The sequence below is a fragment of the Halobacillus sp. B23F22_1 genome (assembly GCF_043497005.1).
Lineage (GTDB): Bacteria > Bacillota > Bacilli > Bacillales > Halobacillaceae > Halobacillus_A.
This window is the reverse complement of record NZ_JBIEKE010000002.1, coordinates 1,175,662-1,195,101: the sequence shown is the minus strand read 5'-3', so window position 1 is coordinate 1,195,101 and position 19,440 is coordinate 1,175,662. Positions and strand designations below refer to the sequence as shown.

19 protein-coding genes are annotated in these 19,440 nt (G+C 40.9%); 14 read left to right on the top strand and 5 right to left on the bottom strand.

Translation table 11 applies throughout. The features are described 5' to 3' along the window. Nucleotides 1–44: 44 nt before the first annotated feature. The 4 genes from ACGTNH_RS13860 (at nucleotide 45) to ACGTNH_RS13845 (ending at nucleotide 4,093) form a co-directional block, all read left to right on the top strand. Complete coding sequence (locus ACGTNH_RS13860) at nucleotides 45–1,079, top strand: TRAP transporter substrate-binding protein (RefSeq protein ID WP_394587469.1); 1,035 nt, start codon at nucleotides 45–47, stop codon at nucleotides 1,077–1,079. A gap of 42 nt (nucleotides 1,080–1,121) precedes the next feature. Further along, complete coding sequence (locus tag ACGTNH_RS13855) at nucleotides 1,122–1,688, top strand: TRAP transporter small permease (RefSeq protein WP_394587468.1); 567 nt, start codon at nucleotides 1,122–1,124, stop codon at nucleotides 1,686–1,688. Then, complete coding sequence (locus tag ACGTNH_RS13850; protein ID WP_394587467.1) at nucleotides 1,685–2,956, top strand: TRAP transporter large permease; 1,272 nt, start codon at nucleotides 1,685–1,687, stop codon at nucleotides 2,954–2,956. Before ACGTNH_RS13855 ends, ACGTNH_RS13850 begins: the two co-directional genes overlap by 4 nt. A gap of 120 nt (nucleotides 2,957–3,076) precedes the next feature. Next, nucleotides 3,077–4,093 (top strand): LacI family DNA-binding transcriptional regulator, encoded by a 1,017-nt coding sequence (locus ACGTNH_RS13845; RefSeq protein ID WP_394587466.1) that lies wholly within the window; start codon nucleotides 3,077–3,079, stop codon nucleotides 4,091–4,093. 255 nt (nucleotides 4,094–4,348) lie between these two features. Here ACGTNH_RS13845 and ACGTNH_RS13840 read toward each other — a convergent pair whose 3' ends face one another. Continuing rightward, complete coding sequence (locus ACGTNH_RS13840) at nucleotides 4,349–4,903, bottom strand: shikimate kinase (protein ID WP_394587465.1); 555 nt, start codon at nucleotides 4,901–4,903, stop codon at nucleotides 4,349–4,351. Nucleotides 4,904–5,111: 208 nt separating this feature from the next. Here ACGTNH_RS13840 and ACGTNH_RS13835 point away from each other — a divergent pair, with 208 nt between their 5' ends. Together ACGTNH_RS13835 and ACGTNH_RS13830 are read left to right on the top strand one after the other, a co-directional pair. Next, the gene (locus tag ACGTNH_RS13835) at nucleotides 5,112–6,164 is read left to right on the top strand and encodes a hypothetical protein (protein ID WP_394587464.1); all 1,053 of its coding nucleotides are present in this window, start codon (nucleotides 5,112–5,114) and stop codon (nucleotides 6,162–6,164) included. Next, a complete protein-coding gene (locus tag ACGTNH_RS13830; RefSeq protein WP_101842635.1) occupies nucleotides 6,148–6,471 on the top strand; it encodes a hypothetical protein in 324 nt (107 codons plus the stop codon). The genes ACGTNH_RS13835 and ACGTNH_RS13830 overlap by 17 nt, the downstream gene beginning before the upstream one ends. Before the next feature lie 2 nt (nucleotides 6,472–6,473). Here the strand turns inward: ACGTNH_RS13830 and ACGTNH_RS13825 are convergent, their stop codons facing one another. Further along, nucleotides 6,474–6,632 carry a hypothetical protein gene (locus ACGTNH_RS13825; protein WP_394587463.1) on the bottom strand — a complete coding sequence of 53 codons (159 nt, stop codon included), beginning with the start codon at nucleotides 6,630–6,632 and terminating at the stop codon, nucleotides 6,474–6,476. A gap of 302 nt (nucleotides 6,633–6,934) precedes the next feature. Between ACGTNH_RS13825 and ACGTNH_RS13820 the strand changes: the two genes are divergently transcribed. The 5 genes from ACGTNH_RS13820 to ACGTNH_RS13800 are packed head-to-tail and all read left to right on the top strand — an operon-like array spanning nucleotide 6,935 to nucleotide 12,326. Continuing rightward, nucleotides 6,935–8,362 carry an aldehyde dehydrogenase family protein gene (locus ACGTNH_RS13820; protein ID WP_394587462.1) on the top strand — a complete coding sequence of 476 codons (1,428 nt, stop codon included), beginning with the start codon at nucleotides 6,935–6,937 and terminating at the stop codon, nucleotides 8,360–8,362. Nucleotides 8,363–8,409: 47 nt separating this feature from the next. After that, nucleotides 8,410–9,417: a zinc-dependent alcohol dehydrogenase gene (locus ACGTNH_RS13815; RefSeq protein ID WP_394587461.1), complete on the top strand. Its 1,008-nt coding sequence runs from the start codon at nucleotides 8,410–8,412 to the stop codon at nucleotides 9,415–9,417. Continuing rightward, nucleotides 9,405–11,165 carry a thiamine pyrophosphate-binding protein gene (locus tag ACGTNH_RS13810; RefSeq protein WP_394587460.1) on the top strand — a complete coding sequence of 587 codons (1,761 nt, stop codon included), beginning with the start codon at nucleotides 9,405–9,407 and terminating at the stop codon, nucleotides 11,163–11,165. Before ACGTNH_RS13815 ends, ACGTNH_RS13810 begins: the two co-directional genes overlap by 13 nt. A 21-nt stretch (nucleotides 11,166–11,186) precedes the next feature. Next, the gene (locus ACGTNH_RS13805; RefSeq protein WP_394587459.1) at nucleotides 11,187–11,423 is read left to right on the top strand and encodes a hypothetical protein; all 237 of its coding nucleotides are present in this window, start codon (nucleotides 11,187–11,189) and stop codon (nucleotides 11,421–11,423) included. Between the two features lie 42 nt (nucleotides 11,424–11,465). Further along, complete coding sequence (locus tag ACGTNH_RS13800) at nucleotides 11,466–12,326, top strand: sugar phosphate isomerase/epimerase family protein (protein WP_394587458.1); 861 nt, start codon at nucleotides 11,466–11,468, stop codon at nucleotides 12,324–12,326. A 513-nt stretch (nucleotides 12,327–12,839) separates the two neighbouring features. Here ACGTNH_RS13800 and ACGTNH_RS13795 read toward each other — a convergent pair. The 3 genes from ACGTNH_RS13795 to ACGTNH_RS13785 all read right to left on the bottom strand — a co-directional run bounded on the left by ACGTNH_RS13795 (nucleotide 12,840) and on the right by ACGTNH_RS13785 (nucleotide 14,984). After that, nucleotides 12,840–13,046 carry a KTSC domain-containing protein gene (locus ACGTNH_RS13795; protein WP_394587709.1) on the bottom strand — a complete coding sequence of 69 codons (207 nt, stop codon included), beginning with the start codon at nucleotides 13,044–13,046 and terminating at the stop codon, nucleotides 12,840–12,842. Nucleotides 13,047–13,676: 630 nt separating this feature from the next. Beyond that, nucleotides 13,677–13,958, bottom strand: coding sequence for a hypothetical protein (locus tag ACGTNH_RS13790; RefSeq protein WP_394587457.1), 282 nt, complete (start codon nucleotides 13,956–13,958; stop codon nucleotides 13,677–13,679). 162 nt (nucleotides 13,959–14,120) lie between these two features. Continuing rightward, nucleotides 14,121–14,984, bottom strand: a complete 864-nt coding sequence (locus ACGTNH_RS13785) for an SDR family oxidoreductase (RefSeq protein WP_394587456.1) — start codon at nucleotides 14,982–14,984, stop codon at nucleotides 14,121–14,123. A gap of 205 nt (nucleotides 14,985–15,189) precedes the next feature. On the opposite strand from ACGTNH_RS13785, the gene ACGTNH_RS13780 reads away from it, so the two are divergent. The 3 genes from ACGTNH_RS13780 (at nucleotide 15,190) to ACGTNH_RS13770 (ending at nucleotide 19,413) form a co-directional block, all read left to right on the top strand. Further along, nucleotides 15,190–16,662: a CoA-acylating methylmalonate-semialdehyde dehydrogenase gene (locus ACGTNH_RS13780; protein ID WP_394587455.1), complete on the top strand. Its 1,473-nt coding sequence runs from the start codon at nucleotides 15,190–15,192 to the stop codon at nucleotides 16,660–16,662. Between the two features lie 335 nt (nucleotides 16,663–16,997). After that, complete coding sequence (locus tag ACGTNH_RS13775; protein ID WP_394587454.1) at nucleotides 16,998–17,888, top strand: nitrilase-related carbon-nitrogen hydrolase; 891 nt, start codon at nucleotides 16,998–17,000, stop codon at nucleotides 17,886–17,888. Between the two features lie 151 nt (nucleotides 17,889–18,039). After that, complete coding sequence (locus ACGTNH_RS13770) at nucleotides 18,040–19,413, top strand: NAD(P)-dependent oxidoreductase (RefSeq protein WP_394587453.1); 1,374 nt, start codon at nucleotides 18,040–18,042, stop codon at nucleotides 19,411–19,413. The last annotated feature ends 27 nt before the right edge of the window (nucleotides 19,414–19,440 follow it).

The window sequence follows — 19,440 nt, the reverse complement described above, 5'->3', positions numbered from 1 at the left end:
TCGTGATCTTATTAGATCGATCTACTGAAAAAGGAGTGGATATCATGAAGAAAATAAAGCTCATTGGATTATTGGCAGTCTTTGCAATTCTGGGGGCCGGATATTATATCAATATGTTAGAAGCCGCTGGTAAAGAAAAGAAAACGATGAGACTGGCTGTAGTAACCCCAGAAGATCGATCTTTAACTAAAGGACTCTATAAATTTCAGGAAATCGTTGAAGAGAAGACAAATGGAGAAATCAATGTAGAAGTCTATCCTAACGGTGTACTAGGCGGAGATAGAGAGGTGCTGGAAGGGTTACAACTTGATACCATTCAAGGTACAACCATGTCTACAGGTCCTATCGCTCAATTTGCTGAACGATATCAGATTTTCGATCTGCCTTTTTTATTTCCTGATAGAGAAAGCGCTTACGAAGTTCTTGATGGACCTGTGGGCGATCAGCTATTGAACGATTTAGAAGACCAAAATCTAAAAGGATTGGCTTACATGGAGAACGGGTTTAGGCAGCTTACGAATAACAAGAAAGAAATCAGCAATGTAGAGGATATTCAAGGGTTGGATATACGAACTCTTGAAAATGGACTTCATATGTCCATATGGAATCAACTAGGCGCAAATCCCACACCTATTAGTTATACAGAATTATATTTAGCGCTTGAACAAGGAACGGTAGACGGACAAGAGAATCCTGTTGGTAATGTGACGACGGCTAACTTTTATGAAGTTCAGGAGTACTTAACGAAAACGAATCACGTCTATAATGCAAGCGCCTTCATGGTCAGTAAGCCATTTTGGGATTCACTGACGGAGGGTCAAAAATCCGTTATGTCAGATGCTGCTATTGAATCTAGGGACTATCAGCGAAAGCTCAATAAAGAAGAAAGCGAAGAAGGCTATGACCTAATAGAAAAAAAAGGAATGAAGGTAACAGAACTATCTAAGAAAGAAAGGAAGGAAATGGTGGAGGCTGTTCAACCTGTTTACGAGAAATACAAATCCATTGTCGGAGAGGATTTATTAAACCAAGTTTTTGAGGATGCAAATGGATTTCCATTGGAAGAGTTAAAAAACTAGGGAGACATGGATTGTCTATTATGATTAAAAGGAGATGAACAGATGAAAGTCATCAAATGGTTAGACGAGCACTTTGAAGAATCACTACTCGTTTTCTTTTCAGTGATTATGGTTGCTGCGATATCCTTGCAGATTTTCATGAGATTATTTGGAGAATCATTAGGGTGGTCTGAAGAGCTAGGAAGATATTGTTTTATATGGCTGGTGTATATAGGGATTAGTTATGGAGTTAAAAAACAGAGACATATAAAGGTGGATGTGATGCTGTTATTGCTTAAAGAAAGAGGTAAAGTGATTCTATCAATGATTTCAAATGTCATTTTCTTAATTTTTGCTGTTTTCGTGGTCATTTATGGATTAGAGATTGCCTATAAAATTCTAGAGTGGGGCCAGATGTCTCCAGGTTTGCATCTCCCTATGGGGCTTGTTTACCTGGCAACACCAGTAGGTATGGGGATTACAGCTGTTCGAATTATTCAACAACTCATTAACCAGTATGCTTCTTTAAAAGGGAAAGAAGATCAGGATGAAGAAAAAGTGGCCAATTTTAATACCAGAACCCACGTGCTTGTCCATGAACAAGAAATGACAGGAGGAGGAAGATCATGACAGCTACACTGTTATTTGGTGGTTTAACGGCCTTGTTACTCGTAAGTGTCCCCATCGGGATTGCACTTGGGGTAGCTTCCCTGCTAGTACTTATTTATAGTAATGCGCTGCCTGTAGAATATATCACTCAAACGTTAATTTCGGCTGTGGATTCCTTCCCTATTATGGCTGTTCCTTTCTTCATCTTAGCTGCAGAAATTATGGGTAAGGGAGGGATCTCTAACCGGTTGTTTAACTTAGCTAATACACTGGTTGGCCACAGAACGGGTGGTTTTGCAATGGCAACCATTGTCACGTGTATGTTTTTTGCAGCCATTTCCGGATCGGGTCCAGCCACTGTGGCGGCGATAGGAGGAATTATGATCCCCTCAATGGTGAAAATGGGATATGACAAAAGATTTGCAACTGGTCTGGTCGTAGCTGCCGGCTCGATCGGGGTTCTTATTCCGCCGAGTATCCCAATGGTAATCTATGGAATCGTTGGAAGTGCATCCGTAGGCGAGTTGTTCATTGCGGGTATTTTACCTGGTAGTATAGTGGCTATTGGATTAATGGTCTATGCCTATTTCTATTCGAAGAAGATGGGCTATAAAGGCACAGGTGAAAAGTTTACGCCTCAGCGCTTTCTGAAATCCTTAGGAGAAGCTAAATGGGCACTGCTGATACCGATTATTATCATAGGGGGAATTTATGGAGGGATCTTTACTCCTACTGAAGCAGCTGCCGTTGCAGTAATCTATGCCTTGGTAGTAGGATTCTTCTTATATAAGGAACTTAAACTAAAAGACCTCCCCAAAATATTTGCTGACTCCGCTTTAACTACGGCTACCGTTTTGATCATTATTGGGGCAGCTACTGTATTTGGACGAATCCTGACCATTGAACAAATCCCTTCTCAAGTCGCCAACTTTCTGCTGTCCATTTCGGAGAATCCGATTGTCATTATTATGTTGATCAGTTTGCTTCTGCTGTTTGTCGGCTGTTTTATGGACACACTTGCAGCCATTATTATTCTAACTCCTATCCTGCTTCCTATTGTGGCAGACATTGGATATGATCCTGTTCACTTTGGTGTGATTATGGTGGCTAATCTTGCAATAGGATTTATCACGCCTCCGCTGGGAGTTAATTTATTTGTCGGTTCAGGGATCTCAGGATTATCTATTGAATCTCTGTCAAAGGCTGTTGTTCCATTCTTTATCGTTATGATTTTTACATTGATACTTATCATATTCATCCCGCAGTTTTCTCTCTTGTTTTTAGAGTAATAAAGGTGAATTTAAATACTGAATCCGTGTTGTCTCTTAAATTGACAGTTGAAATCAATGCCAATATACTTAGTAATAATTGAAGGATTTATACTAATTCGTTTGTTTGAGGTGAACAATTTGAGCAAAAAAAAGGCTCGCGTGACTTTAAGCCAGGTCGCAGAACACGCTGGAGTGTCTCGAGCGACCGCATCACTTATTGTACGTAACAGTCCAACTATTAAAGATTCGACTCGGGATAAAGTATTAGCCTCTATGGAGGAATTAGGATATGTTTACGATCGTGTAGCAGCTAACTTAAGAGGACAGAGTTCAACTACAGTGGGGTTGATTATTACAGATATTGCTAATCCATTTTTTGCAGAACTTCTAGTGGGTGTCCATAGTAGACTTGAAGAAGAAGGATATACTGTTATTCTTGGTACCACGTTCGATTCAGAAGATAAGCAAAAGAAACTTATCTCAACCATGATGGAACATCGGGTAGGCGGGCTTATTTTATGTCCGGTGTCTGATAGTTCGGCGATCAATATGGAGAAATTGAAAAACTGGAATTTATCTATCGTGACAGCTGTTAGAGAAATAGAAGGACTACCTTGTGACTATGTAGGAATCAATTATCTTGAAGGGGCTAAAATGGCTGCCCGGCACCTTATTGATAAAGGACATAAGCGTATTGCGTTTGTGGGAGGGAACTCCGAATCTTCAGCCTGGAAAAATCGGAAAAAAGGATTTGAGCAGGCACACGAGGAATCGGGGATAGATGTGATTGAGTCCCTGATCGTAGAGAGCTCCGCTGAAAGAGTAGGCGGTGTTGAGGCGGTCGAGCGAGTCATGGCAGAACCTGATCCACCTAGTGCGGTCTTCTGTTTCAATGACCTGGTTGCCTTTGGAGCGATAGAAGCTTTGCGCAATGCAGGGTATGAACCTGGAAAAGATATAGCAGTGGTCGGATTTGACAATGTGGAAGCATCAGCCACTTTATCGTATCCACCCCTGACTACGATTTCTTCCCACGCTAAAGAAATCGGAAGTAAAGCTGCAGATTTATTGCATCACCGTATCCAAAACAAAGGGGAAGAAGAAAACCAGCGCATTATCCTGCCGCCAGACCTTGTTATAAGATCCTCAACTTAATGAACATTAAAAGGCTGAGACAAAACTGAATAAAGTATAAAATAATCCGAACGATTCTATAGAAATCAGTTCGGATTATTTATGTTAAATGGGCGCCGGGTACCAGGTACCGAAATACACATCTGGCACTTCGCTCTTTGACAGCTTTTAGGTACCTGGTGCCCTTAAGCTTTCTGGCAGCACTAGAGCTGCTCCACTGTTGCAGTAGTTTTTGTCATTATTGCTTTACTTATGCTCAAAAAACCTCTATTGAATTCAGTCATAGAGACTCCATGCCATTTTTAAGGAATCTGTAATATAATCAGCCGCCTCTTCCTCATTAAAGGCATCGGTAACGAGTATAGAATTATGATCAGAATACGTGTTTTTTCTTTCATAAAACAACGCTTCGATTTCCTCCACTGTTTTTCCCTGCAGCACGGGCCGGCTGTCTACTAAAATACTGAGTCTCTCTTTCCAGGAATCCCAGGAAATATCTAAATAGAAAACAATACAATTCGAAAGACACACATTACGTATTTCCTCTTGCAGAAAAGCTCCTCCTCCAAGAGAAATGACTTTCAGCTTTTGCTGACAAGTAGTCATAACCATATTTTTCTCTTCTTCACGAAAGGCCTTTTCCCCAATGGCTTTAAAAATTTCCGAAATCGGTTTTTGATGCTTTTCTTCAATTTCTTTATCTATATCGATAAAGCTCCTGTGAAGCTTCTGGGCCACCAATTTCCCGACCGTGGTTTTCCCTACTCCCATGAATCCAATAAATACAATACTTTTCTCACGCAGAGGGATCTCCTGCTCCAGTTTTACCATGCACATCACCTTTTCTGCCGTTCATAAAATTATAAAGATTGCAACGATTATATTATATTTGATGGTATTTGTACAATTCCCATGCATAGTTTTTCTTAAGTGTTCGCTTTAAGAGTTCATGGTTATGACTTAATGGAATTTTAAGTAAATTTATAGTGGATATTCTTTTTACCATTGTCACTAATCTGCAAAGAAACGAGGGGGTTCCATGTCTGCAAAGCAAAACAAACGAGATATTGAAGCCCAATTGGAAGATTTATCAAAAAGCTATGATGATTTTTATGAGAAGCTCCGAACAGCTCGAACCACTTCAAAAGGGACCTATTCCTTTCCCCAGCACATAAAAGTGATTGGGTCCTTGCTGATGGATTTTCACAATAACTTGTGGCCGCTTATCACTAGCGGTTTTGGAGGAATTGCTTTAATCTGGGGTACCGTTGGTTTTGACAGCTTATCTTTAGAATATAAATTATTGAGCTGGATTTTATTTGTACTCATTCTGGTTTGGTATTATGACCGGAAAGCAATACTCCTTTCCACCAATGCGTCGGATGAGAATTTTAACTTAGATGCTTACCGTAAATATAGAGAAGAGGATTTTATTCGTCACTATGATTACTTTTATGATCAGTTATTCTCGTTTAAAGAGTTGTTGGATGACTTTAATGCAGTTGTGGGAGACAATGACATCGTGGAGCGGGAATTTTTTATCAACACTCTTAAAGAAAAAGATGAAGAAATTGAAGAACTCTCAAAGTCTCTTGTTATCACTACGGAATCCATGGAAATGCATGAATACCGAAGCAAAATTTCTTTGAATACTTTAAGAATATTTGATTTCTTAGCTCAGGGAAGATTAGATTATAAGGACCTGCATTTTGGGGTGGATTTTGCCATATATAAAGTAGAGGAAGATCATCTATCTTTGCAGGAAAAAGATGCCGTCGATTATATTTTTGAGAAAAGGGTGCCATTAAATACGGATCACCATTTAACGAACGTACTAAATAAGAAACCAAAAGAATATGTAGTTGAACGGGAGAGGCATATAACGTGGTACCTGGAACCTACATCGACCGAGAAATACGTCGTGACACTTCCTTTGAACGAGAGAGACAACGACAAGTTGAACCCTTATTCGGAACTTGGTAAGATGAATATAAGAACCGTCGTTACGTTAATGAGTAACTTCATCGTTTTGATCGGGATGCTCAACGATTTAGCTGGTAACGGAGAGGATGATAATGATAAAGAGAGCTAAATATGTAAGAAATGCTAAGATCACTGACCAGTCCCTGGGAAGCATTAAACTCATCCGTTCTACTACGAGCAAAGCAGCTCGCGTTGTAAGCAGCAATGAGTTAAGCGTTCATAATCTTAAGCATTTAAATACGATTAACTTATCTCCCTTAGATGAAAAACAACTTGAAGAACTATCTCGATCTACACATCAACTTGCGGAAGACAATTATAAATTGATTAACAATGTCAATCGTTCACGGAACAGAGACTATATAAAAGAATTAGAAGAATATAAGAAACAGCGGAATGTATATGCTAAACCATAAGTTCAGGTCTCAGGCCTGAACTTTTTTAATATTTCTTTGGCTTCGCGCGAATTTTTTTCGACCCTTCCAATTAACTTCTGGTTATGTTCTTTGATTGCCTCTGTGTGCTTCTTATTCATTTCGATGAGCTCCTGGTAGCTGTCGTTAAAACTTTTTTCCACCTGACTATGCCTCCTAATGGTTTAACTCCCTAAATGATTCTATGTAAGTCAAGATTCCCTTGTGATTGGTGGACTGGCTCTTATAGTATGATCTTCAATTAAACTATTAACCTTCTCGCTACGCATCTATTCTATCTTAATAAAGAATCACCGAAATTTAGGTGTTGATTTTTTAAAATGTTTATCGTAGGATGATGATAACGGTTACATTAGATCGATCTAATTTTGGCGGTTTCAGTGAATACTCTCTTTTTTTAAGCTTTTATTAGATCGATCTAATAAAATTTAAAGAGGTGATAGTAATGCAAAAATCACAACCCTTTATCGGAGGAGAATGGATCTCAGCCGACAGAGAAAAACTTGAGATAAGAAGCCCTTTTACTCAAGAAGTCATTGGAGAACAATATCTAGCCACAGCAGAAGATGTAGAGCAGGCACTCAACCAAGCTTATACAAGTAAAAAGGAAATCAGAAACATTCCTACGTTTAAGAGAGCTCAAATTTTGAAAAAGGCATCGGAATTATTAGAAGAAAATAAACAAAAATTTGCTGAGATTATTTCCAGTGAATTAGGCAAGCCTTTGAAGAACACTTTAGGTGAAGTAGATCGATCTATTGAAACAATGGAATTATCTGCAGAAGAAGCGAAACGGCTTCATGGAGAAACTTTGCCAGGAGATGCTTCAGAAAGAGGAGTAAACACTGTGGCATCCACTCACCGCGTACCTGCTGGTGTAGTAGCCGCAATTACGCCATTTAACGCACCGTTAAATCTAGTTTGTCACAAAGTGGGCCCCGCCTTTGCAGGAGGGAACGTCACCATCTTAAAGCCTGCCCCACAAACTACTTTGGTGGCAACAGAATTTATCAAACTATTATTAGAAGCTGGCTTTCCTAAACAAGCCATTCATATGGTGCTTGGCGGTGTTGAAACCGGTCAGCAAATCGTACGGGATGATCGAGTGAATGTTATTTCGTTTACGGGAGGAACGGTCGCTAGTAAAAATATCTGTGAAACAGCCGGGATAAAGAAAGTTCTATTGGAATTAGGCGGTAATGCAGCAACGATCGTTCATAAAGATGCGAACATCACCGATGCAGCCACTCAATGTGCAAAAACAGGATACAGTAACTCAGGTCAAAGCTGCATATCTGTTCAACGAATTTATGTTCACAGGTCAATCGTCGACGATTTTGTTTCTCTTTTAAAACAAGAGGTTTCAAAACTGAAAACGGGTGATCCGTTACTTCCGGATACGGATGTTGGCACGCTTGTTGATGAAAACTCCGCGAACCGAGTGATGGAATGGGTTAACGAAGCCGTTCGTTTAGGAGCTGAAGTAGTAACCGGAGGAGAGAAAAAAGGAGCTTCTGTTGAACCTACTGTTCTGATTAACCCACCTAAGCAAAGCAAAGTCGTTTGTCAGGAGGTTTTCGGTCCCGTCGTCAGTGTCATTTCATACGACAACTTAGAAGAAGCTGTGGCAGAAGCCAATGACTCCTCGTTTGGATTACAAACAGGAATATTCACCAACCAAATCGACCTGGCTTATCAAGTAGCTGATGAACTGGAAGCAGGAGGTGTGGTCATCAACGGCACTTCGAATTTTCGATTAGATCATTGGCCATACGGAGGAGTAAAACAAAGCGGGATTGGAAGAGAGGGTCCTCGTTATGCCATCCAAGAAATGACCGAACCCAAATTGATCGTACTTAAACTGCCTAAATAAGAATCTGACATACAAGGGATCAGCAGAAAAGGATTGGGGTGATAAACATGATGGGATTATATTTAAAAAATCCTAGTGATCTAGAATTAAAAGAATTCGAGTCTATACCAACGCTTCAAAATGATGAAGTAAAAATCAAGTTAATTTACGGAGGAATTTGCGGATCAGACGTCAATGTTTTCAAAGGAATGATCGAACATGCCAGCTATCCTGTTTTACCGGGGCATGAATTAGTCGGTGAAATTGTGCAGAAGGGGCAGCATGTCAAAGAAGAAATTGGACAGCGGGTCGTTATACAGCCGAATTCATTTTGCGGAGAGTGTGACTACTGCAAGGAGGGTCGGACCAATATTTGTCCTGAAAAGAAATCTTTAGGGGTTAATAAGAACGGAGGGTTTGTGCAGGAGTTTGTCATTTCCTCTAAATACATCTTACCGATTCCGGAAGACTTATCCAATGAAAATGCAGTGTTAATCGAACCCCTTGCCGTCATTGTTCACGGATTTAAAAAAGTGACGATCACTCAAGACACTACACTTGCCATTATCGGGTGCGGAGCCGAAGGGATGCTGGCCATCGCTCTTGCTCATTATTTAGGCGCCGATATAACCGCCGTGGATATTAATGGAGAGAAATTAAAGAAAGCCAAACATCATTACAATGGGATAACGACCTGTTATCCGGAAGAAGTAAACCATGGAACATTTGATGTGGTGATCGAAGCTGCAGGTGCAAAACAATCGTTTGAGCAAGGTGTCGATATCTTAAAGCCAGGAGGGTCCATGGTAGTAGTGGGTATGACATCGAAAGCTGAAATACCAGTGATTCGAATGGTACGTAAAGAATTAACGCTGTTTGGATCGATCATTTATAATTTTCCGGAAGATTTTTTAACAAGTATTGAATACTTACAGGAAGGTGAGTTTAGTGTACAACCTGTGATTTCAGAAATACTTCCTTTGAAGGAATATAAAAAGGCCTATCAACATGCGGCGTCAGGTGAACACGGAAAAGTAATCCTAAATTTTCAGGAGGGTGACACATGGAGAAGTTAGTTTCGAATTTGCTGGTTAATTACCTTGAAGATCGAGGAGTCGAGCACGTCTTTGGATTATGCGGCCATACCAATATTGCTGTACTGTCCGAACTTGAGAAAAGTTCAGTGAATTTCGTTAATGTCAGACACGAACAGATCGCAGCACACATGGCCGATGGTTACGCAAGAGCAAAAAAACAGACATCTGTAGTCCTGAGTCACTTAGGGCCAGGATTAACCAATGCCGCGACAGGAGTAGCGAATGCAGCATTAGATTCGATTCCGATGGTGGTGATTGCAGGTGATGTACCGAGTCATTACTACGGTAAACATCCACACCAGGAAGTAAATTTACATGCCGATGCTTCACAGTATGAAATCTATCGCCCATTCGTCAAACGATCCTGGCGGGTAGACCGTCCGGATCTTTTTCCAGAAATTATTGAAAAAGCCTTTCAACTTGCGGAAACCGGCAACCCCGGCCCAGTCCTAGTGTCCGTTCCGATGGATATCTTCTCTAAGAAGATTGATGAAGCCTTATTTGAAAAAAACAAGCATCACACCAAATCAATCTCCAAGCCTTCCATTGATGATGAAAAGGCAAAAGAAATTATCCAGACCCTTATTGATGCAGAAAACCCGCTGTTTTACGTGGGAGGAGGCATCATGCTGGCTGATGCAGCTGAAGAGTTAAGAGAACTAGTCAATCATCTGGATATACCTGTCGCTCATTCCTTAATGGGCAAAGGTGCGGTCTCTGATGAGATCGATATAACTCTTGGCATGACTGGATTCTGGGGAACTAAGTTTATTAATGATAAATGTAAAGAAGCCGACTATATATTCGCCATGGGCACCCGGTTTGCAGAAGCGGACAGCAGTTCATGGGAGTCAGAATATACCTTTAACATTCCGGATACTAAACTAATTCAAATCGATATCGACCCGAATGAAATAGGCAGGAACTATCCAGTTGAATTAGGAGTCGTAGCGGATTTAAAGCAAGCGCTTACTGTCTTAAATCGCGTCGCCAAAGAAATGATTCCTGAAGGGTTAAATAATGAGCAAATCAGGCAGGAAATTGCGAATAATAGACTAGCCTTTAATGAAAGCAATCGAGAGCTAAAAGAAGATAACAGCTTTCCTATGATGCCTCAACGAATTTTAGCCGATGTACGTGAGGTACTCCCAAGAGATGGGTACATTACAACAGATGTAGGCTGGAACAAAAATGGAGTCGGTCAGCAATTCCCCGTCTACGAAGCGGGAACCATTTTCACCCCGGGTGGTTATGCCACTATGGGCTTCGGTGCCCCGGCTGCCATGGGAGCTAAAATTGCCTCTCCAGAGAAAGTTGTGGTCTCCCTTGTCGGAGATGGAGGATTTGGCCAGAATCCAGCCTTATTAGCCACCGCTGTTGAAGAAAATATCCCTGTTATATGGGTGGTTATGAATAACTCCGCTTACGGAACAATCGCCGGACTTGAAAAAGCTCATTTCGATACCACACACGGAACGGTGTTTGAAAGAAATGGAGAATCGTACAGCCCTGACTATGCGAGCATTGCAAAAGCATACGGAGTCGATGGTGTGAAAATTCAGTCAGCGGATGAATTTAAACCGGCTTTACAGCAAGCGATTAAAGCCAATAAACCTTTTGTTATAGATGCACCGATGATTAATAACCCTGTTCCTACGGATGGACATTGGAACATTATGGATATTTATTCCCCTGATAAAAAAGTTCATCACGCGAGTGTCAATTAGAGAAGAAAGGAGGAGTCGGCCATGCGTCTAGCTCACCTTAATGAAATGTTTAGTTCGTTCGGATACGATGCACTTAATGACATTTTTGCTATTCAACAAGAGAACTTATTCGAAACAGAACGAAGAAGATTAATCAGGCTGGCTATGGAGCAGGAGTCAGATGAACACTTAAAAGAGCAAGTGAGTCAAATTAAAGAAACAACCGAAGACGAACAAGTGAGAGCCCGGCAGCTTTTAGATTTAGTGAAAGATCATTAGCCATGAGTCATTAATTCGGATCAGTTATAAGGAGGAATTGAAATGACCAAGAAGTTTTCCCTGGCTCATCTAACCGCCCTCGGCTGTTCCCCCCCCAAGCTGACGTATATAGCTTCTCGGGCGGGCTATGATTACGTAAGCTTGCGTCCAATTTATATGGGGCTTCCTGACGAACCTAATTATGAATTAGCCACTAATAAACAAATGTTCCGGGAAACCAAATCAGCTCTTTTAGATACCGGGCTTGAATTACTAGATATTGAATTGGCCCGCGTATATGACGGAGTCGACCCCAAAAGTTATGTACCTGCCATGGAGGTAGCTGCCGAGCTGGGCGGAAGTCATATCCTTAGTAGTATCTGGACGGATGATCGTAACTATGCGATCGAGCAATTTGCTGAAATATGTGAGTTAGCGAAACCATTTGGACTGACAGTGGAATTAGAATTTGTTCCTATCGCAAGTGTGTATAATCTTTCTGGGGCGATAGACGTTCTTAAGCAGGCAAACCAAGAAAATGCCGGCCTAATGATCGATATCAATCATTTTTATCGCTCAGGAGATAAAGTAGAAGATTTAGATGCTGTCCCGCGGGATTGGTTTCGATATCTTCATTTATGTGACGCGTCGACCAAACCTCTTAACTCTAAAGAAGAAATGACGAGAATCCTTCGGGAAGAACGTCTGTATTTAGGAGAAGGGGGAATTGATGTAAAGAGTATAGTAGACCGTATTCCGGAAATACCTTATTCTATTGAAATGCCACATGCTAAGCGTGTGCAAGAATTAGGATATGAAGAGTTTGCCCGTCGTTGTTTACAAACGGCCAAAGATTATTTTAACCAACCTCTTCAATTGAACTATACTTCCTCAGATAGCCGTGTACATGATAATAGGGGCTAAACGTGAACGAAGCAAGCGTTATCGAAAGAAGAAATTCGGTAACGCTTTTTGTTTGGGTTACCCTAAAAAGTTTAACTTATCTAAAATGAAACAAGATAATCAGTTGTTTCGTTTGAAGAAGGGGGTTCAAGAAAAAACATTCGTCGTGGTTTGATAGTCATCTACATACAAAGAAAATATAAATGTCTGTAATATGTATGACATTTAAGTTCTACGTGGTACAGAGGATGATTCTTTTCCAATAGCGACCATTACGACACGATCAATGATGCAAATCACTTTGAGGATAAGGAATCATTAAATGAAGAAAGTAATCAGGACTTAACATTTGCTCAAGAGAATTAATGAGCAAGAATCAATAGAAGGTGATTCTGCAGATGTTAATGAAGAAGAAAGACATTGGAAATCAAGGATAGACAAAGCATCTTATCTGGAGTGCTTTTTTATTTAATATGCCCTTTTGGGTTAAATACAGAAACCACGATTACTTACAAAGCAATCGTGGTTTTTTTGTTATTCGATTCTTTTATATGGATATGAGTATTTAATGTATGAATGGTGGTAGCGTCCTTTAGAATCAGCTGCTATAAGCTCTTCATAAACGTATATCGGTACTCCTGAATATTCATATATACATTGATTCTTAAAACGAACATAAAGCTTACAACTCTGTGGGTCGTACCTCACTGCTTTTAAGTTAGGAGATGTAACTGGAACCATATTCACAAAATCACCCCCTCAACCACTAATATTCATAAGGGAAGATTTTATTCCGAAGTAGATATGTAAAGTCGTAGGTTGGATGAACCTACAAAGGGAAAGAATTGTAGCTGGTGAAGAATAGGAATTCTTTTTGCCATGAAGTCATTAGTTCTAGTCCAATTGGAATCACTCAATCGAAGGGGTGCAGTGGCGTGGTTTTCCAGCAGAGAGGAGGATGGGTCATTTCTTTTAAATTTATATTATACAAAAATTCGTAAGTAGCAGCGCGTTATTTGTCGAATTATGTTACGATGTGGAGAAAACTAGTTGAGTAAAGACGCTTGGAGGTTTTCTTTATTAAAGAGATAGGTGCACTTTTAATAATTCTGTTTCTTCCTCTATGGATCTATATCCGTGAAAAAGAAATAGAAGTAGAGAGTTACAAAGCTTTAGACAACGGTAAATATTAAGATGAAGAAAAAGCGCTGGTTTAATTTTTAAACAGCGCTTTTTTATATCAATAAACAAAGACGTGGTCACTTCTACATTATAAATAATGAAAGAAGCGGCCCAACGTCTTTGAAAGTAGTGTTCGATCTTTAACGAGTAGATCGAGAGAGTCCTAGTGGTGGAGGATAGGATTCAAATTTAAAACCAACGATCCCAGTGACGGCCCTTGTTTTTTCGGCGTCGGTCATCTTCAGCGTCAGCCAGGTCATTGCGCAAGCAGCGGTTTACAGCACGGCAAAAGTCTCTTCCATCAATAGAAGCTTTTACTGGTACGCGGAAGTTATCATCAGAAGTCCCTGCTACGTCGTTGTTGTTACAGCTGCTTCCGTTAAAATTACGAACCCCTGCTACGTCATTTCGTCTTTTTCTGCGGTTATTTGAAGCACCGCCTACATCATTGTTGTTGCAACAGCATCCCATAGAAGTCACCTCCTTTTCTATTGGATACTGTAGTGTATGAATATATTCATAATGTGTATAAGACAATCTACCATATATAGAAAATATTCATAGTATACTAGTTAAGACTTCGTCATAAGAAAAGGAGAAGCTGCAGACTGGTAGCAGTTTCTCCTTTTTTATTTACCCATTTACAATGATGCCGCCATTGACGTGGATCATCTGTCCCGTTACATAGCTTGAATCATTACTTGCTAAATAAACAAAGGCAGGGGCAACTTCTTTTGGTTGTCCTGGACGGGCCATGGGGTTATCGGAACCGAACTCTGAAGCTTTTTTAGCATCAAAGCTTGATACAATTAAGGGTGTCCATATAGGACCTGGCGCTACTCCATTTACACGAATTCCTTTTCCAACTAAGGATTTAGATAGAGCACGGGTAAAGGAAGTGATAGCTCCCTTGGTTGCTGTATAGTCAATCAGTTGTTCATTTCCAGCGTATGCTGTAACAGATGAAGTGTTGATAATCGTACTGCCTTGCTCTAAATGAGGGAGGACAGCTTTTGTCATATAAAAGTAGGAGAAAAAATTAACCCGAAATGTCTGTTCCATTTGTTCATTAGTAATGTGCAGAAAGTCTTCCTGTGGGAACTGCACAGCCGCATTATTGACTAACACATCAATCCTGCCGAGCTCACTCGTTACTTTTGCTACAGCATCTTCGCAAAAACCTGCATTTCCGATATTTCCGCTGATTAATATACATGTGCGTCCTTCTTTTTCGACCAATCCTTTAGTTGCTTCAGCATCATTATGTTCATCTAAGTAAATAATGGCTACGTCTGCACCTTCTTTGGCGAAATAGACGCTGACAGCTCTGCCTATTCCGCTGTCGCCTCCGGTAATCACAGCAACTTTGCCGTCCAGCTTACCGCTCCCTTTATAGTTGGGGTCTACATATTCCGGCAGTGGATTCATTTCGTACTCGTAACCCGGCTGTCTATCTTGATGTTGTTTAGGCTGGATGGGTTTCTTTTGATTATTCATATGCAAAATCCTCCTGGAAAAAGTAAGTTAACAGTAAGGTTGCCCAATAAGGAAAGAATTCAACCATAGAGGTTTTTGCCGAGTACAACGTCACTTTGTCAATTAATGTTCTAATTAATTTTACATTTCGTCCATTGATGTTGAAATATTCTGAAATTATACTTAATGAGTATAGGAAACAGAATCTTACAATTGAGGTGAAAAAATGGAGACAACTTTCTCAAAGTCTAATCAACTGTTGATTCAAAATTTTATTAATGGAGAATGGGTCGCTTCTGAAGGAGATCAAGTGGAAGAAGTACCAAACCCTGCAACGGGTGAAATCATCGCTCGCGTTCCCATTTCATCGAAGGATGATGTAGATAAAGCGGTAAAATCAGCAAAGAAAGCTTTTAAAAGCTGGAGCAAAACTCCGGTAACGAAGCGTGCACGAGTGTTATTCGAATATCAACAGAAGTTAAAAGAAAACCACGAAGAATTAGCGGAAGTTATTACTCAAGAAAACGGGAAGACGAAAAAAGACGCAATGGGTGAAGTCCAGAGAGGAATTGAGTGTGTCGAATTCGCTGCAGGAGCACCTTCCTTAATGATGGGAGAAATGCTTCCTGATATTGCCGACGGTATTGATTCTGGCATGTATCGTTATCCCATTGGTGTCGTAGGCGGTATTACACCATTTAACTTTCCAATGATGGTGCCGCTTTGGATGTTCCCGTTAGCGATCGCGTGTGGGAATACGTTTGTTTTAAAGCCGTCTGAACGCACGCCGATTCTTGCTAAATATCTTGTTGAGCTAATGAATGATTCAGGTCTGCCAAAAGGCGTGTTAAATCTAGTAAACGGGGCCCATGATGTCGTCAACGGCTTACTAGAACACGATGATGTAGAAGCGATTTCTTTTGTAGGCTCTCAGCCTGTGGCTGAGTACGTGTATAAGACAGCTGCAAATCATGGAAAACGCGTGCAGGCATTAGCCGGAGCGAAAAACCATTCCATTGTTATGCCCGATTGTCATTTGGACAAATCAGTGGAAGGCATCATCAACGCTGCTTTTGGCAGTGCAGGAGAACGCTGTATGGCATGCTCTGTCGTCGTAGCCGTTGGTGATGTAGGTGATCAATTAGTAGAAAAAATAAAGCAGGCGGCTGATGAGCTTAACGTAGGTGACGGATTGGCTGAAACGACGAGTTTAGGACCGTTAATTCGCGAGACTCATAGAGATCGTGTCGTCCATTATATTGAAGAAGGTGAGAAGGACAACGCCAAGTTGGTTAGAGATGGCAGAGTTGAACTGCGTGAAAATGAATCGGGTTACTTCTTAGGAGCGACGATTTTTGACTACGTGACAGAAGATATGAAGATATGGAAAGACGAGATTTTCGCGCCAGTACTTAGTATTGTTCGCGCTGATTCGCTGGACGAAGCAATTAAAGTAGCAAATAAATCAGAATTTGCGAATGGAGCCGTTATTTATACTTCAAGCGGGCAGGCGGTTAGACAGTTTAGGGAAGAAATGGATGCAGGCATGCTTGGTGTTAACGTAAACGTGCCCGCTCCTATGGCTTTCTTCCCGTTTTCCGGAGCGAAGAAATCATTTTATGGAGATTTACATGCCAATGGCAAAGATGGCGTGAACTTCTATACGAAGAAGAAAATGCTTACGCAGCGCTGGTTTTAAAGAACACAGTTAAAAGGCGGACTCCTTTCCGAGGAGTCCCGATCTTTTAAAACCCCCTTTTCTCATTTCAAAAATCTCTGTGAGATTATCTCACACACCTCAAAAATCCATCTATTTTAAAGAACAATTTTTTACAAAATGGCAAAATTTCTACTATGGAATTTAACAAAGTGTATAGTGGAAAAAATGTAAAAATAGTGTAAAGTATTAATTAAGTTACAAAATTTTCAGTAAATAGAAAAAATTCAATAAATTATAAAAGGGGCGGATTTCTTCCACAATCACTCTGGTTTTACACCTTCTAATTAAAAACTCTTACATAAGGAGGAATTCAAGTGTCAGATAAAGTACAGATTGGATTAATACAAGCTTCCCACGATGTAGATGGTAACGAACCGGTTGATGTTCACAAAAAGCATGCGATAGAAAAGCACGTGAAGCTCGTAAAAGAGGCAGCGGATAAAGGTGCTCAGATCATTTGCTTACAGGAGATTTTTTATGGACCATACTTTTGTTCAGAACAAAACTCAAAATGGTATGATGCGGCTGAGGAAATCCCAAATGGTCCAACGACTACACAATTCCAGGATTTAGCTAAAGAGTTAGGTGTAGTGATTGTATTGCCTATCTATGAAAAGGAAGGTATTGCGACCTATTACAATACGGCTGCCGTTATTGACGCTGACGGTTCATACTTAGGAAAATATAGAAAACACCATATCCCTCAAGTAAAAGTGGGAGACGAAGGATATGGGTTTTGGGAGAAGTATTACTTTAAACCTGGCAACTTAGGCTACCCTGTATTTGATACAGCTTTTGCCAAGGTAGGCGTTTATATCTGTTACGATCGTCACTTTCCAGAAGGGGCAAGATTACTTGGTTTAAATGGTGCAGAGGTTGTCTTCAATCCTTCAGCCACAGTAGCTGGTCTCTCAGAGTATTTATGGAAGCTTGAGCAGCCAGCCCATGCGGTAGCTAATGGTTATTACTTAGGGGCGATTAACCGGGTGGGTTATGAAAAGCCTTGGAATATGGGAGAGTTTTACGGACAGTCCTATTTAGTGGATCCGCGAGGCGGGTTTGTGGCCACTGCCAGCCGTGATCAAGATGAAGTAATTATTGGAGAGATGGATAAGAAATTTATAAGAGAAGTTCGGGATACGTGGCAGTTTTATCGCGACCGCCGACCTGAAACCTATGAAAATATGGTTGAACTGCTGCCTTAATCAATAAAAACACACAACGTAAAGGGTTTACATAGAGCAAAAGGAAAATATAATAATTTTCTCTATGTAGCCCTTTTTTATTAGTGAACTGATGGGAAATGCAACGAGAAGCACCTGCATAGATCGGATCTATACAAGGAGGGTAAGCGCATTGAGTCAGTTAAAAAGCAAAGGAATTTCATTAGAGGATTTAAATCTTAACTTTGAAGAGGTTCATCAGGGTTTAACAAATGCTGAAGCCACAGAAGAAGCGAATCGATGTTTGTATTGCTATGATGCACCTTGTATCAAAGCATGTCCGACTGATATTGACATACCTAAGTTTATTAAAAAAATTGCCTCAGGCAATTTAAAAGGATCAGCCACGACCATTATGTCCTCAAACCCTGTCGGTGCGACGTGTGCTCGTGTTTGTCCAACGGAAGAGTTGTGCGAAGGGGCGTGCGTGTTAAATCATTCGACCAAACCGATCGTTATTGGAGATTTACAGCGCTTCGCCACGGATTGGGCCATTCAAAATGAGCAGCTGCTATTTAAGCCGGGTGAAAAGAATGGCAAGAAGGTTGCGGTTGTGGGTGGTGGCCCGGCAGGATTGTCGGCTGCACGTGAACTCGCTCGTTTTGGATACACGGTTACGATCTTTGAAGCGGAAGAGCAGGCTGGCGGATTAGATACATACGGCATTGTTTCTTTCCGGCTGCCACAAAAAATATCGTATTGGGAAGTCGAGCAAGTTGAAAAGATGGATGTTGAAATTAGAACCAATACGAAGGTAGGACAAGACGTCAGTTACGAGGAGTTAATGGAGCAATACGATTCGATTGTTCTGGCGATAGGAATGGGAAGCGTTCCAATGCTTGGGATTGAAGGAGAAGAACTCGACGGCGTTCACGATGCGATTGATTTCGTCAAGAGTACAAAATCAGGAGAAATCACTGAAGAATTAATGGGTAAAAAAGTCGTCGTCGTCGGGGCAGGAAATACAGCCATTGATGCCGCAACTTGTTCAGTTCGTAAAGGTGCTGAAAACGTGAAAATTGTGTACAGACGTACAGCAAATGAAATGACGGCCTATGATTTCGAATATGAATTTGCTAAGCAGGACGGTGTGGAGTTTAATTGGCTGACCCAGCCGATCAGCATTAAAGGGGATGAGAACGGCAAGGTTCAAGAGCTTACGTGCATACAAATGGAACTGGGCGAACCGAGTGCAGATGGAAGAAGACGACCGGTCCCTGTTGAAGATTCCGAGTTTACGATCAAAGTTGACGCGGTGATTAAAGCGATTGGTCAGACGCGACACTTAGATTTAATTGAACGCTTTGGACTTGAACACGAAGGTGGAGTAGTAAAAGTGGATCCTGAATCGAGACAAACGTCGAATCCTAAAGTATTCGCAGCAGGCGACGTCATTTTTGGAAAAGGAAAAGGAGATGCGATGGTGGTAACAGCAGCCCAGCAAGGAAAAGAAGCAGCGCTTGCGATCCACAAACAGTTATCTCCAGCTCCAACGGCCACAGCGTAAGATCAGAACGATTCATATTTAAGGAGG